General features: G+C 67.5%; 17 protein-coding genes and 1 pseudogene. 4 read left to right on the top strand and 14 right to left on the bottom strand.

The window, feature by feature from the left end:
* The 13 genes and pseudogenes from JZ792_RS20150 to JZ792_RS20090 form a co-directional block, all read right to left on the bottom strand.
* A pseudogene (locus JZ792_RS20150) lies at positions 1–1,874 on the bottom strand (hypothetical protein); the annotation flags it as partial.
* Between the two features lie 275 nt (positions 1,875–2,149).
* Complete coding sequence (locus JZ792_RS20145; protein ID WP_216912217.1) at positions 2,150–3,034, bottom strand: hypothetical protein; 885 nt, start codon at positions 3,032–3,034, stop codon at positions 2,150–2,152.
* Positions 3,034–3,759, bottom strand: coding sequence for a ParA family protein (locus JZ792_RS20140; RefSeq protein WP_216912215.1), 726 nt, complete (start codon positions 3,757–3,759; stop codon positions 3,034–3,036). The genes JZ792_RS20145 and JZ792_RS20140 overlap by 1 nt, the downstream gene beginning before the upstream one ends.
* Positions 3,760–4,963: 1,204 nt before the next feature.
* On the bottom strand, positions 4,964–5,818 hold the full coding sequence (locus tag JZ792_RS20135) for an alpha/beta fold hydrolase (RefSeq protein ID WP_216912213.1): 855 nt from the start codon (positions 5,816–5,818) through the stop codon (positions 4,964–4,966).
* A 287-nt stretch (positions 5,819–6,105) separates the two neighbouring features.
* Positions 6,106–6,684 carry an alkaline shock response membrane anchor protein AmaP gene (locus JZ792_RS20130; RefSeq protein WP_216912211.1) on the bottom strand — a complete coding sequence of 193 codons (579 nt, stop codon included), beginning with the start codon at positions 6,682–6,684 and terminating at the stop codon, positions 6,106–6,108.
* Positions 6,681–7,217 (bottom strand): DUF6286 domain-containing protein, encoded by a 537-nt coding sequence (locus JZ792_RS20125; protein ID WP_216912209.1) that lies wholly within the window; start codon positions 7,215–7,217, stop codon positions 6,681–6,683. Before JZ792_RS20125 ends, JZ792_RS20130 begins: the two co-directional genes overlap by 4 nt.
* Positions 7,214–7,534, bottom strand: a complete 321-nt coding sequence (locus JZ792_RS20120; protein WP_216912207.1) for an Asp23/Gls24 family envelope stress response protein — start codon at positions 7,532–7,534, stop codon at positions 7,214–7,216. The genes JZ792_RS20125 and JZ792_RS20120 overlap by 4 nt, the downstream gene beginning before the upstream one ends.
* On the bottom strand, positions 7,531–7,719 hold the full coding sequence (locus JZ792_RS20115) for a hypothetical protein (protein WP_109525323.1): 189 nt from the start codon (positions 7,717–7,719) through the stop codon (positions 7,531–7,533). Before JZ792_RS20115 ends, JZ792_RS20120 begins: the two co-directional genes overlap by 4 nt.
* Positions 7,719–8,207: an Asp23/Gls24 family envelope stress response protein gene (locus JZ792_RS20110; RefSeq protein ID WP_216912205.1), complete on the bottom strand. Its 489-nt coding sequence runs from the start codon at positions 8,205–8,207 to the stop codon at positions 7,719–7,721. The genes JZ792_RS20115 and JZ792_RS20110 overlap by 1 nt, the downstream gene beginning before the upstream one ends.
* 93 nt (positions 8,208–8,300) lie before the next feature.
* Complete coding sequence (locus tag JZ792_RS20105; protein ID WP_216912203.1) at positions 8,301–8,627, bottom strand: hypothetical protein; 327 nt, start codon at positions 8,625–8,627, stop codon at positions 8,301–8,303.
* Positions 8,624–9,001, bottom strand: coding sequence for an Asp23/Gls24 family envelope stress response protein (locus tag JZ792_RS20100; RefSeq protein WP_216912201.1), 378 nt, complete (start codon positions 8,999–9,001; stop codon positions 8,624–8,626). The genes JZ792_RS20105 and JZ792_RS20100 overlap by 4 nt, the downstream gene beginning before the upstream one ends.
* Positions 8,998–9,582 (bottom strand): Asp23/Gls24 family envelope stress response protein, encoded by a 585-nt coding sequence (locus JZ792_RS20095; protein ID WP_216912199.1) that lies wholly within the window; start codon positions 9,580–9,582, stop codon positions 8,998–9,000. The genes JZ792_RS20100 and JZ792_RS20095 overlap by 4 nt, the downstream gene beginning before the upstream one ends.
* Complete coding sequence (locus tag JZ792_RS20090) at positions 9,579–10,145, bottom strand: RNA polymerase sigma factor (RefSeq protein ID WP_216912197.1); 567 nt, start codon at positions 10,143–10,145, stop codon at positions 9,579–9,581. Before JZ792_RS20090 ends, JZ792_RS20095 begins: the two co-directional genes overlap by 4 nt.
* 333 nt (positions 10,146–10,478) lie before the next feature.
* On the opposite strand from JZ792_RS20090, the gene JZ792_RS20085 reads away from it, so the two are divergent.
* From JZ792_RS20085 to JZ792_RS20075, 3 genes are all read left to right on the top strand, one after another.
* Entirely contained in the window at positions 10,479–10,676 is a 198-nt protein-coding gene (locus JZ792_RS20085; RefSeq protein ID WP_216912195.1) for a hypothetical protein, read from the top strand.
* A gap of 153 nt (positions 10,677–10,829) precedes the next feature.
* Positions 10,830–11,843, top strand: a complete 1,014-nt coding sequence (locus JZ792_RS20080) for an adenylate/guanylate cyclase domain-containing protein (RefSeq protein ID WP_216912194.1) — start codon at positions 10,830–10,832, stop codon at positions 11,841–11,843.
* Between the two features lie 269 nt (positions 11,844–12,112).
* Complete coding sequence (locus JZ792_RS20075; protein ID WP_254190085.1) at positions 12,113–12,880, top strand: pseudouridine synthase family protein; 768 nt, start codon at positions 12,113–12,115, stop codon at positions 12,878–12,880.
* 8 nt (positions 12,881–12,888) lie between these two features.
* Here JZ792_RS20075 and JZ792_RS20070 read toward each other — a convergent pair whose 3' ends face one another.
* Entirely contained in the window at positions 12,889–13,500 is a 612-nt protein-coding gene (locus JZ792_RS20070; protein ID WP_216912192.1) for a TIGR03086 family metal-binding protein, read from the bottom strand.
* An 89-nt stretch (positions 13,501–13,589) separates the two neighbouring features.
* On the opposite strand from JZ792_RS20070, the gene JZ792_RS20065 reads away from it, so the two are divergent.
* Positions 13,590–14,030, top strand: a complete 441-nt coding sequence (locus tag JZ792_RS20065; protein ID WP_216912191.1) for a MarR family winged helix-turn-helix transcriptional regulator — start codon at positions 13,590–13,592, stop codon at positions 14,028–14,030.
* Positions 14,031–14,116: the final 86 nt, after the last annotated feature.

Raw genomic sequence — 14,116 nt, 5'->3', positions numbered from 1 at the left:
ATCCCGGGACGGGTATCGGTGTTCATCGAGATCGCGGGGCCGCCGAACCAGGGTGCGGCACCGAATCCGATTCGGGTCGCGACGAGTTCGGCGAGGGGGGCGATCCCGGGGAGGGTGGCGATATCGATTCCTGCCACCGTCGGAAACTGCGCGGCACCTGTGCCGGCGGCATCGATCCGGGCGACGGCGGGGACGACGGCCGCGCGGGCGTCAACGAGGTCGGAGCAGGATGCGCCGGAAAGCGCGGGGGTGCGAGAAGGCACGATGCTCGTCGTCCCGACGGCGGGAACCGAAGTGGGGTGAGCCGCGCCGCTGTCGAACCGGGCGATGGCGGGCGCGCCGGTCACCGTTGGGTCGAGAAGCCGGACGGCGGTGGAGGCACCCGTGTCGACGGCATCGAATCGGGCCATGGCGGGCGCTGTGGTCTCGCTTCCGAAGCGGAATTCCGCGAGCACACCGGGCACGGCGTCACCAGCATCGCGTCGGGGCAGCATCGCCATTCCGACCGACTTGTCGGCCGGGGCGTCGGCGAGGCCGGGAAGGGTGGTCATGTCGAATCCGGCGAACGGGGAGAACTGGCCCGGGCCCGGAGCGGGGGTCGCACCGATTCCGATCTCGCTGAACATCGGGGACCTGTCCGCGCTGGGCAGCGTGCCGAGTGCGGTGCGGGCGAGACCGGCGAATTCGGCGACTCCGGGGAGCGTGCCGATTCCGGCGGCGGTGGCCGGATGGAACTCGCGGGCTCCCGTCATCGCGGTGATGTCGGATCCTCCGTCGGCGATACGCGCCGGGCGCACCGGGGTGTTCGTTCGCGCGAAGGGCGGGAAATCGGAGGCGCCGGGCAGTGTGCCCAACTCGATGACGTCACCGGGGAGTGCGGTGCCCGGGTAGGCGTCGAATTCGAGGCGGGGGCCGGAGGCCGGAGCCGACTTCTTCGGGGCGGGGGTGAACAGTTCGCCGCCGGGGAGGTCCACGCCGGGGAATTCGAACGACAGGAACTGTTCGAGTTCGGGCAGCAGTTCTGCGAGCGCGCCGGAGAGGTCCGGTGTGGACGGCTCGGTTCCGAGCGTGCCCTGTCCGGTGCCCGGCCGAGTGGCCGTGCCGGATTCACCGTTGTTCCCGGACTGAGCGCCCGCGCCGGGCTTCGTATTCGACTGGGTGCCCGCACCGGTACCCGACTCGGTGCCGGAAGAGGTTTCCGGCTCGGTGCTCGACTCGGCGCCACCGGTACTCGGCCGCGAACCCTGCTCGGTTCCGGAGGGAGTGCCCGCACCGAACTCGGTGCCCGGCTCGATCCCGAACGTGCCGGCGCCCTGGGTTCCGGATGACGTACCCGGCTGCGTATTCGATTCGACGCCGGACTGCGTACCCGACTCGGTCGACGCCGCACCGGGCTGCTGCGAGGAGGTACCGGCCCCCTGCTGAGTGCCCGTGCCGGACTGCGTACCCGGATCGGTCTCGGAGGACGTACCCGCGCCGGTTCCGGAAGGAGCACCGGTGCTCGGACCCGACGGGGTGTCCTCACCCGACCGGTCGCCTGGCTCGATGTCATTGCCCGTGAGAGGTGCGCGGCGGGCGACCGCGGGCTGCACGCCGAACTCGATATCAGCGATAACCGGCGTATTCGAACGAATATCGCGCGGTGGAATTTCCATTGTTCCAGGAGCTGTTTTGAAATGAGGAGTCTCGATCGCTGGCACGGAAATCTGTTCCGGAATTTCGAAGGTGCCGACTCCCGGGATGGTCACCGCCTTGGCCGCCGCCGGGGCGGCGGTCAGCAGCAGTGCCCCCAGGGCGGCGGCTGCGGCGCCGACCACCAGCATGATCGCGCGGCGCAGCCAGCGAGAATATCGGACGTCTTCGGGTGATGCCATGATTCGGTCCTCCGATGCTCACATCGTCGGGCTATGGCGACTTGCGTTCTTCACCACGGCCTTCGAATTGATTCGAAAAACATCACGGTGATCTGATCCCGGTCCCAGCGGATCCGAGCGTTCATCTTTCGGCTGGATCACGGTTAGGTCAAAGACATTCGTATGGTAATTAGATAACAAACAAATAAAGAATTGCGGACGATATTCGAATTCAATTTCCGAACAAAATGCCCCGCAGCGCGTCGAGCGCTACGGGGCATTGTGCGGAGCAGGGTTCAGGCGGTGATCTGCTCCTCGATCTGTTCGGCGAGCGAACGCAGCCGCGCGGCGAATTCGCGCGCCGCGACCGGATCTTCGCCCGACCCCTTGACCACCCGACGGCCCAGCGCGGCCAGCCTGGATTCCACGGTGGAGAACAGATCTATCGCGGGGCCGTCGTTATCGGACCCGAATTCACCGCGCAGCCAGGCCTGCACACGCTGGCGCACCTCGACTTCGCCGCAATGCCGCGGCAGGATCGCCACGGCCTCGCGTAATTTGCCCGCGGTGACCTTGACCTCGGGATCGTCGGCCAATGTCGTATATACCGCGACGGCGGCATCCTCACCGTGTTCGGCGGCGACCGTCAGCAATTCGCGCACCTGTCCCTCGTTGATCGCGGGCGCGACCGGGTGCAGCCGCGCGGCCAACGGCCATGCGCGAATGAGTTTGTGCGCGTAGGACCGCTGCATATCCCAGCGCTGTTCGACGTATTCGTCGAAAGTCGTGTGCTCGCTGCGATACAAACGCCCGTCGCGCACGATCTGCAACGCCCTACCGGCCGCCCAGAACGCGATGCGCAGGCTGTCGATGGAGGATTCGCACGCGGACAGCTGCTGCTGTTCGCGATCGCTGAGCGGGCCGTCTCCAGGGGTTTCCGGTAGCGGCATGGTCAGCGCGGTGGCCGGTTCCACCGCGGTTTTCGGTAACTCCACCGGTATTTCGACGGCGGGCACCACGATTTCCACCGGTTCGGCCCCGATGTTCGACGGCTCCGACTGTTCGGCCCGCCGCCACTGGGCGTCGCGCAACGGCGATACCGGCGGCGTGTGTTCGGCGCTGTCCGCCAGCGGATTAGCCGAACCACCGCCTATCGAGCCCTTTCTCCGCTGCGGAGGCATCAGGCGAACACCTCCACGACGGCCCGGTAAGGACTCACCAATTCGTCGCCGACCTGCCGATATTCGGCCAGATCCTCGATCGGGTTCTCGGCGCCGTCACCGACTTCCCCATCGGCTGCTTCCCGATACCACTTCCACGCACTCAGATAGGAGACGAACACCTCGTAGCCCGCGTCCTCCAGATTTCCGCGTTGCGTGCGGTATTCGGTCGATACGTTGACCCCTTTCTTCATCGTCACCGGCACCTTCGTCATCAGGACGCGGACCCGGATCTCGCGCCCACTGCCCGCCGCGGCCTCCTCGGCCGCGCGATAGGTACTCGGCACGCGCTTCACCTCCGAAGGGCTGACGCTGGTCAGCAGGATCAATTCGTCGCTCACCGGAATCGCGGCCTTGAAGATCTCGGCCGACTCACCGCCCGCGTCGACGATGATGACGTCGTAGGCCTTGGCATTGTCGGCGATGCAGTCCCCCACATGCCGCGAGGGGAAGGCGACGAGGTCGAAGGGCACCTGGACATGGCCTCTGGTGAGACGTCGATACCAGGAGTAGCCGGTCTGACTGAGCGGGTCCGCGTCGATCACCAGCACGCGCCGTTGGTGGACGCGCGCGAAATAGGAGGCCAGGAAGAAGGCCGAGGTGGTCTTGCCGACACCGCCTTTGAGATTCCCCAGCGTGATCACGAGGGGGTCGGGCAGATCGAGTGGCGCAACAGAATTCGTCATGAACAGTCCTCCGAGTGTGAGGAGTGCGCTGGAACTGTGGCGGAAATCAGTCTGGCACGGACATCACTCACATTCGCCGATTGGTCGACGCCACGCCGATACAGCGGCGCGCCGCAGGGCGTGAGACACGCCGGGTGGAGATGCGAGGGCTGATCGCGTGTCGGTTTGCGTGTCACTCGGTGTGCCCACCGCGCGACAGTCGCAAGTGCGCGCACCTCCACCGAGGCACGGTCCTTGTGGACCGCGTCCCGGCATCGGGATCGACGCAGGTGCGGATCGACAAGCGCGCCTGATTCCGACGCATCTCGACACCCGTGTCCCCCATCCAGCACCGCAGACGCACCGGATGGGTCGTGCCGATTTACCGATGAGCCACCGGTGGCGGGACAGCCGCGTGCGCTCGAGGTACCGATAGCGCGTGCGTTCGAGGTACCGATGGCGCGTGCGTTCGAGGCGCCAGGCGACCGCGCCTGTCCGACAGTGCGTCGCCGACTGTGCAACCACCTTCACTGCGGCCGCCAGTTCTACTTTCTGCGACCACCCGTCGCCGCTGCGGCTACTACCGGAACTTCCGCCATCGCTGTCGTGCAAGCTGCGATCACGGTTCGCGTGATCACCACTGTCATCAGCGGCGCCCGAGAGGGACGCGATCGGGCGTTCGGCCGTCACTTGGTCCGGCGAATGTTGCGGCAACGACCACTGGACAGTCCGGGGGAAATTGACGGCCGGTGAAATGTCCGACTCGATGGCCTCGCCATCTCCGAGGCCCGCCGCGCCCGCCCTTCATTGCCACGGGCGGAGTGTGTCCAATTGGACACACTCGCGCAGCGGTCCCTCGCGGGTCAACGATCCGATTGCCCGCAACCGATCGGCGCCCAATGCGCCTTGTGGGGGATAGATAGAGCGCGGTGGAGCGCGGGTCTTGCAGGCGCACAGGCGCACAGGCGCTCCTGCCGCATGCCGCATGCCGCATGCCGCATGCCGCATGCCGCATGCGAAACATAGCGGACAACGGACGACATCGACCCACATTAAGAGAAACGTCAAGTTTCCACACTGCCCGCCGAGGCGGCGTAAATTACACGGAGCACCACCTGAATCGAAAGTCACTGTGCAACAACACTTTATCGGTATCCCGTGGACAAATGACCTGATCAGAGGGGGTACACGGTGGTCGCGACACGCGTGTAGGAAGTCCGCAGAATCACTGAATCGAGGATTCCGCACCCCGCTCGAGTCCGGCCGCGAGGATGCGCGCAACATCGTGCGGTCGCTCGATATTCGGTGAATGCCCAGTTCCGGGCACTATTTCCACCTCCGCGCCTGCGGCCGTGTAGCGGGCGACGGTTCGGGCGGGGTCGTACATCTGGTCCCGATCGCCGTGGATGACCAGGCAGGGTTTTCCCAGCGCACGCACCTGGGCGTCGAGCGGGTCGGCGGCAAGGCGGGTCTGTCTGTCGGTGAGGACTGCGCGATACATTCCAGGGCTCATCGCGCGGTGGTCGCGGATCGGGCGGTCGGGGTCGTCGAAGGCATTGTCGATCGGGAATCCGGGCGCGAAACCGGTGCGCAGTCCGAGGCGTACGGCGGCGGGCGGGCTGAGGCGATGCAGTAGTGCGCCGAGTAACGGCAGTGTCATGATCACGCCGCCGCGCGGCAGGTTCGCGTAGCTGTAGTCGGGCGCCTGGCCGATGATCGCGGCGGCGCGCACGCGATCGGATCGGCGCGCCAGCGCGAGTGCCACGTCCGCGCCGTAGGAATGGCCGACCGCGAGCACGCCGCGCGCGTCGAGCGAGTCGAGCACCGACGCCAGCGCGCGTGACTGCGACTCGGGATCGAGCCCGGTATCCCCGCCCGTCCGGCCGTGACCGCGCAGATCGGCGCGGATCACGCGGTAGTCCGCGCTCAGTAGACGGGTCAGGTCGTCGAACCAGTGGAGTGAACCGGCGAAACCGTGAATGAGCAGGACCGTGGGGGCCTCGGCCCTGCCTTCGACGCGCACATGCACCGCGCCGCCGTCCGCGGGGATCATGGTGTCGGTCGGTGCGGGCAGGGTCACCGGCTATCCCCGGGAAATGCGCTCATCGGCCAATACTGCTCGCGAAGAGCCGACGCGGTGCGACCGGGGTGCGCGGGTCCGCCGCCGTCCGCGACGCCACGATCCGGCGTCACCCGAGGCCGTTCCGGGCATCCCGGCGTTGCATGCCTCCCGGCACAGTGCGTGACCACCTACCGAATCGAAACGGGCAGTTCTCCGGCCGTCACCTTCGCCGAGGTCGCGCAGCGCCTTCGCCGCGACGTGCGCCGGACCGCGTGAGTGCCGAACACGGGACTACGCGACCGCGCTCACTGCACGCGCGCGACCCGGTGATCCCGCGCGACGAATCGCAATTCCATGGTGACGGTGACGACTTCCGCTTCCAGCGCCGCGCGCAATCGCGCCACCGCGTGGTCGAGAATTCGGTGGCGCAGTGCCGTGATGTCGGCGGAGGGTTCGGCGGTGACGACGAGATGTAGTTCGGGGGCGGTGCGGGTGCCGCTGAGCCAGGCCGAGGCCGAGTCGACGCCGTCGTAGGTCTCGATATCGGTGGCGACGGGGGCGGCGGCGATCGTGGATTCGAGAATTGTCGCGCCCGCGTATTCGGTGCCATCCGTCTCCCAGATCCGTGCCCTCGGCATGCGGGACACCTGGGCGAGCAGCCAACGCAGGCACAGCAGACCGAGAACCACCGCGCCCGCGAGCACCGTCCAGAAAACCCAGGTGGGGGGCGCGGCGCTGCCGGGAACGAGGGTGGAATCGGCGTCGACCCGGGGCAGGTGACCGTAGTGGGCGACCAGGAGCGCTACACCCCCACCGAGCAGTAACGCCCCGACCGTACCGAGCAGGGTCCGGTTGAGGGCCGCGGGCCGATTGATCCCGCTCATTCGAGCTCGGTCGTCTTCGACGGGCGCAGCCGGGCTCGTACCCGCCGCACCGGTGGCCCGATCTCCTGGACGCGCCTGGTCAGGGTGGCGCAGACTTCTTCGGCGATGCCATCGGTATTGCGACGCCGTGACTCGCCGAATACCGTGATCATATTGCCGCGCAGTTGGATTCGTGGTTTATCGATCCCCTGCACGGTCCCCGCCGTGGCGCGCAGCGCCGTTCGCAGACCCGCACGCGATACTCCGGCACTCATCTTGTCGGAATCCGAAATCGGCAGCACTACAAGTCTTCCCGGCCACATCGCTGCGGCGAGGAGAACGACGCCGAGCACCACGGCGACCACGCCGACGATCAGTACCGACAGGTCGTTCCACCGGGTTTCGTACAACTCGGTGGCGACGGTGTCGTAGGACAGGTACTCGTGCGCACCCATCAGCCGTTGCACCAACGACACCGCCACCGCCACGCAGAGTGCGAGCAGCAGTACCGCGACGAGGATCGCCGGCACCGCGCGCCTGGACCGACGAATCACCGGATCCTCCTTACCGCAACATCTTTCGTAGACAGCTCGGCGACGGCGATGTCGACGGCTGTGACCGTGAGTCCGGTCAGTTCCGAGGTCCGGCGAAACAGGTGTTCGCGGCACGCCTCGACGACGCGGGTGATCGGCAGCGGGTAGCGGATCGGTAGGCGCACGTCCAAAAGTGTTGTTTCACCGTGTATCTCGGCATCGATATCGACGGCTCCCGCGACACCGGGGACCTCGCGGGCCGCTTCGGCTGCGATACGCCGGACGGCTCGGCGCGAGACCGTGGTCCGGCCGGGTGATTCGGCGGCGGCAGCGGTCATCGCCTACCCCGGCGTTGAGCGGAGCGGACGATCGCGCCGATATCGAGATCGCCGTCGAGCCAACGTCCGACGGCGAGGCCGACCAGGCCGAACAGCGCGACGATGGTGAACGCGCCGAAACCGCCGAAGGCCGCGGCGAATCCGAGCGCGAGTCCGACCGCGAGGCACAGCGTCGTCGCGTTCACTACTGCACCCGGGTGGTGCGCACGGGTTCCTCGTCGTCGTCACCGGGGATGTAGACGTCGTTGACATTGATATTGACCTCGACGACGGACAGCCCGGTCATCTGCTCGATCGCGTTGATGACGTTGCGGCGGACCGCGCGCGCCAATTCCGCGATGGAGACGCCGTATTCGACGACGATCTCCAGGTCGACCGCCGTCTGCGTCGCGCCGACCTCGACCGAGACGCCCTGCCCGATACTGGCGGACGCCCCGGGAATCCGGTCGCGGATCATCCCGAACGCGCGCGTCGCGCCCGCGCCGAGATCGTGCACGCCGCGCACCTCGCGCGCGGCGAGTCCGGCGACTTTCTGCACCACGATATCGGCGATGGATGTGGTGCCCTGCTCGCTCGACAGGGCGCCGTCCGGGCGGGCCGCGCCGGACGACGTGGGCGACTGCTGTTCGGCGGCGGCCCGGTCGGCAGGCTTGTCGGTGGTGGTCGCGTTCATGATTCCTCCTGGTCGACATTCGGAAACAACGGTCGATCGGGTCGCTGGAACGACACCGGCCGCGCCCGATCGTCACGGCCGACGCGCGGCAAGCTAGGTGACCCCCTCGTCGGATTCGAAAGCGGCGGAATCGAGTTCGGTCACCACCACGCACAACCGGGCGTGCGCCCAACCGGTGCCGACCAGTGCGGTGCGCAGCGCGTCGGCGGTCTTGTCCAGTAGCGGCGGCAGTGGCAGCGCGGCGGCGACCACCCGCACCTCGATCCGATCGGGGCACAGGTCGACGGCACCGCCCCTGGAATCCCACGGCCACCAGCGCGGGACGTCGACGCCCAGTGGCGTGGCAAGGCGGACACCGGTCGTCGTGTCGACGGCGGTGATGACGGCCTCGACCGCGGCGGTGGAATCGGCGGCGCTCACACCGTCTCCGGTTCGACATCGTGCACCGACACCGATACCTCGGCCACCGTCACCCCGGTCTGCTCGCACACCACCCGTGAGACCTCCTGTTGCACCGCGTATCCGACGGCGGCCACCTGGCGATCGGCGGAGAGCACCAGATTCACCCGGACACGGACCGCACCGTCCTCGTCCCGCCGGACCAGCACCCCTTCGATCGGCGCCGGATCGGCACCCGCCCAGCGCTGTTTACCCACCCGGACCAGGGTCGACACCAATCCGCGTATTCCGGGTTCGAGTCGGACGACACCGGGGGTGGCGAGCGCGGCGCGGGCCGATATCGCGGCCAGAACCGGTGGTTCGATCACGATCTCGCAGTGCGAACCGCCGTTCATCGCCGGTCGTCCCCCTCGTCGACGATGTCGGCGACCACCAGATCCAACCGCTCGAGGACCAGGCCGACCCTGGCGCTCAGCGCGGCGGCGACCCTGGCCCTGACCAGGGGCAGCGCCGCGCCGACGGTCGTGTGACCGATCCGGATCACGACCGACATCCGCACCTCGACGCGGTGGATGTCGTCGGTGGCGACACCGCGCACCCGGCAGTGCCTCGCTACGACGCCCGGCACGGTATCGGCGGCGTAGCGCAGGATCGCGGCGACGGCCTGCTCGCTCACCTCGACGCGGCCCGGCGCCGGGGTGGGCAGTTCCAGGGCCTGGCCGCGGTGGGCGTCCGCGCGGACCGCGGACATGATGCGTCCGAACAGATCGGGTGGCGCCTGCTCCGGTTCGGAGATCAGTTCCGCCGTCGCCGCGCGCAACGCGCGCAGGCTCTCGCGGGCGGCCGAGCAATGCGGGCACCCGGTCTCGTGTTCGTCGCCGAATCCGGCGTCGACGGCGTCGAGTCGGTCCCAGACCTGTTCGAGTTCACGACCGCAGGGCAGCCGGTAGTCCTGTTCTTCGCTGGTGCTGTTCATCGCCACGGTTTCATCGCCTCGGACAGCTGGGCCCGTGCCCGTGCGATACGCCCGCGCACCGCGGTGGTTTTCGCGCCCACGATGTCTCCGATCTCCTCGTAGGAAAGTCCGTCCAGTTCGCGCAGCAGCCAGCAGGCGCGTTGTTCGGGGGTCAGCGTGCCGAGCGCCGCGTTCAATGCCGCCAGTTGGCCGCTCACCTGTGCGGCCTGCTCGGGTTGGATGTCGGCGCGCGGGGACGCGGTGTCGTCGGGATCCACGTCGACGCGCGGGCGGCGGGCCCTGATCACGTTGAGGCACCGATTCGTCGTCATGCGATACACCCAGGCGATGAAGGCGTCGTCGGCCGCGAGTTGCGGAAGCCGTCGCCAGGCGTCGAGGAATACGTCCTGCACGGCGTCCTCGGCATCGGCGCGGTCGGCGAGCATCTTGATCGCGAGGCGGAACATCCGCGATTGATAGCGGAGCACTAGCTGTTCGTAGGATCGCACGTCACCGTCGCGGGCCCTGCTCACCAGGGTCGCCACATCGGGTGCGGTGTCGGGAACCGCTTCGGTCGTGGTCACAGCACCTCCTCCACCGCTCACTGCGTAGACACCGCGGACGGGGAATCGTCACGACCATTATCGCGTGATGTGTGTCTCAATGGTTGCCGCGTGACGAATCGGATGCGCGGGTGTCTCTACGACGGTGTCTCGAAAAGGTGTCGCTTTCGCGTCGACGAACGACGACGATGGGAATCGATCGGAATCGGCTACTTGTCGGTGGGGCGCGATATACCTATGGAAGATCGAAAGCTTCTGGCGCACAGAATGTTCAGTCCACGCGCCGGTCCGGAAATGACAGTGGAACCGGTTATCACGGTTTCGTAACGACAGCGTCTGGGTACTCAGCGAGGTATGACAGTGACGGAAGAGCGACCAACCCGAATCGCCGGTGTGGAAGCGGGGACCGCCGTCCTGGCCGCGATCACCTGTATTGCCTTCACCATCGCCATCGCGGTGCTCACCCAGTCGGCCGTTGTCACGGTCCTGGCCGGGTCGAGTATCGCCCTCGGCCTGATCGTGGCCCTGATGATTCTGCCGAGCGCGGAATAGACCGATCCCGGCGGACCCCGCCGACCGATAACCCTCGACGACAACATCATTCGCGACCGGGCGACACCCTCCGGCGGCATCCCCGCTGTGAGGTTGCCCAAGTCCCCCGCACATCGCCGCCGCCGGGTGGGCGCGGAACGTAATGTACGAACCATGGTGGCGCCCGAAATCTCCGAACTCGTGCAGTCTGTCGTCGAGTCCTATCTGCTCGACGGCGAACGGCGGTACAACCGCGCGGAGGTGGCCGGACGCTCGGGCGTGTCGGAGCAGGTGTCGCGCAAGCTCTGGACGGCGCTCGGTTTCCCGGTCAATCCGGACGACGCCGTCGACTACACCGACGCCGACGTTTCCGCCGTCCGCAATTTCCGCGGCATGAACGTGGTCGCCGACTCCGGATTGCGCCAGCAGGCCGCCGCCGCGCGCACCCTCGGCCAAGGTATGGCGCGGCTCGCCGAATGGCAGTCGGACCTGGTGCTGGCCGAGATCACCAGCCGAGTCCAGGCGGCGACCGCCGACGGTGCGGTGACCGATCCGCAGGAACTGGCGAAGATCGCGCGAACGGCCACCGAGGAAACGGTCTCGGTGCTGGAGGAATTGCAGACCTACGCGTGGCGGCGTCACCTCGCCGCGGCGCTGGCCCGCTCGATCGACGGCGGCACCGCCGAGGATTCCACCAGGGAACTCGCGGTCGGATTCGCCGATATGGTCGGCTACACCCGCCTGACCAGGCATCTGCATCCCGACGAATTGTCCATGCTGCTGGAAGCCTTCGAATCGACCACGACGGCCGCGATCACCGAAAACGGCGGCTGGGTCATCAAGAATGTCGGCGACGAGGTGATGTTCGCGGCGGAGACGGCCGCGGCGGGCGCGCGTATCGCGCTGGCGATCCAGGAGTCGACCATGATGGTCGGCGGCACCCCGGAGCTACGGGTCGCCCTCGCCTACGGGCCGGTATTGCAGCGTTTCGGCGATCTGTACGGCTCGGTGGTCAATATGGCCTCCCGGCTCACCGGTGTCGCGCGACCGGGCACCATCCTGATCGATGACGGTGCGGCGGCCGCGCTCGACGGCGATCCGGAATTCGATCTCAGAAATCTGCGCAGCGTCCGCGTCCGCGGTTTCAACCGCTTGCGGCCGCATCTGCTGCGACCGAAGGACGCCTGATCACACCGGCTTTTTCCGCGGCATGACACTCGGTGTGGGCCGAGTGCCCTTACCGCTGCCGACCGATCCTCCCGCTTTGGAGCCGGCCTTGTCCGACGTCGACGGGCGTGACGCGCCGCCCTGGTTCTCCCCCGCTTCGGTGCCGTGTGCGCTCACTGGTTTCTCCTACTCGCTGCCGAGACGCGGTCTCGGAAATTCGGAAGAGCGGGCAAGCCCCAGAATATGACGGACTCGGCACGAAAGCCCCGATTAGGCTCCTGCGGGTGCAGATGAACTGGCCACAGTTACGTGATCGCTACCTGATCGCCGCCGACGACGCGGTGATCGCGCTGAACAAACCGGCGGGAATCTCGGTGACCGGGGAGCGGCACGACACCGATATCGTCGAACTCGCCGAGGCGGCGGGGCAGACGCTCTACCCGGTGCATCGCATCGACAAGGTGACATCGGGTCTGGTGCTGCTGGCCTTCGACCTGGCCGCGCACGGCGAGTTGACCCGCCAGTTCAACAAGCAGACCGCCCGCAAGGCCTACCTCGCGGTGGTGGACGACCCGGAACTTCCGGATCGGGGGGTGATCGATCTGCCGCTGAGCGTGGGGCGCAAGAACCGGGTGCGGATCGCCGCGCCGCGTGAGGCGATACACGAATCCGGTTCCGGCCGTTGGTATGTCGACGAGGACGACCTGCTGGACACCAAGCGATACCCGTCGGTCACCCATTTCGCGACGGTGGCGCGCGCCGAGGGGCGGGCGCTGCTGGCCCTGCGTCCGATCACCGGGAGACGGCACCAGATCCGGGTGCATCTGGCGTGGATCGGTCATCCGATCGTCGGCGATCCGCTGTTCGACCGATCCGGCGCGCAACCGCGGGCGCACCTGCATTCCTGGCGTCTCGGACTGTCGGCCTCGTGGCGGACACCGCCCGAACTCGATCTGGAGGCGACGCCCGAACCGGATTTCTGGGAGCCCGTGGCGGTGGCCGCGTCCGATCCGGTCGAGCTGCTGGACCGCGCCACCGCGCTGCTCGGCGACGACTGACCGCGCCTTCAGTCGCGCCAGTCCGGTGCGCGACCGAGCATGGCCACGATCTCGTCGAGTGTCGCCGCGCCGTGCCACGCCACCGCGGGCCCGAATGCCGACCCCGGCGCGGTCCTGATCGATCCACCCGGCACCGCTGCCGCCACCGGGCGCGCTGCCGCGAGCACGGCGGCGTCGAAATCCACCGATATTCCGAGCGTCCTGGCGACATCCCAGGAGTGCACGACGTAGTCGATGAAATGGAATCCGACGGCCTGCGCTCCGGGAAACAGGTGCGTCGGGCTGAATTCCGGTAGCGGGAACTCGCGTTCCAGCACACCGGGTTCGGCGAACGCGGCGAGGACGCCTTCGGCGCTCGCGCGGTAGTCGGCGGCGGGATCGTCGCCGAGTGGGCGCGTCTTCCACCGGTCGGCCTCGCCGATCCCGCGCGACGCGGCGGCGAAGCCGTGGTGCTGGGCGATCATGTGCGCGAGCAGGCCGTGCAGGGTCCAGTCGGCGCACGGGGTCGGTTTGCGCAGGTCGGCGTGGGTGACATGGTCCACGATGCGGATGCTCGTTCGGACCGCCGCCCCGTGGTGGGCGAGCAGGTCGGAGACGGGGACGAGGGAGTCGGCGGTCATCGGATTTCCTTCGATAGGCGAAAGTTTATCGTAAGCCTATGCACATCATATGGCTACGCTTACGATAGGCCAACCGCTATTTTCTTGATATGCCCGATGTCCGACGCCCCGACCTCGCCGCGATGATCGCTCCACTGGGGCGCGCGCTGATGAACGCGGAACTGCCGATACTGCGACGGCACGGGCTGACGATGTGGGGCTACGCGGTCCTGCTCGGCCTCGACGCGGAACCGGTCTATACACAGGCGGCGCTGGCCAAGGCGATCGGCGCGGACAAGACGCGCGTCATCGGCGTGCTCGACGAACTCCAGCGGAGTGACCTCATCGTGCGCCGACCCGATCCCGCCGACCGCCGGGTCAACCTGATCTCGATCACCGAGGCCGGGCGCACCCTGCGCGACCGGGCACAACGCGAGATTCAGGATCGGGAGGAAGCACTGCTGGCCGCACTCCCCGAGGCGGACCGCGCCGCGTTCGTGCGGGCCTTGCAGACCCTTTACAACAAGACTCTCGCCGAGCGTGTCGAATGACATAGCTGTGATGCAGATCACTGATCAACAGCACGGTCGTCCACCGTGGCGAGCCTCATGGCGACGCGTAACGCCCAGGTCATTTA

Source organism: Nocardia noduli (assembly GCF_019038455.1).
Lineage (GTDB): Bacteria > Actinomycetota > Actinomycetes > Mycobacteriales > Mycobacteriaceae > Nocardia > Nocardia noduli.
The sequence above is the reverse complement of the archived record's forward strand: the minus strand, read 5'-3'. Positions and strand labels throughout refer to the sequence as shown.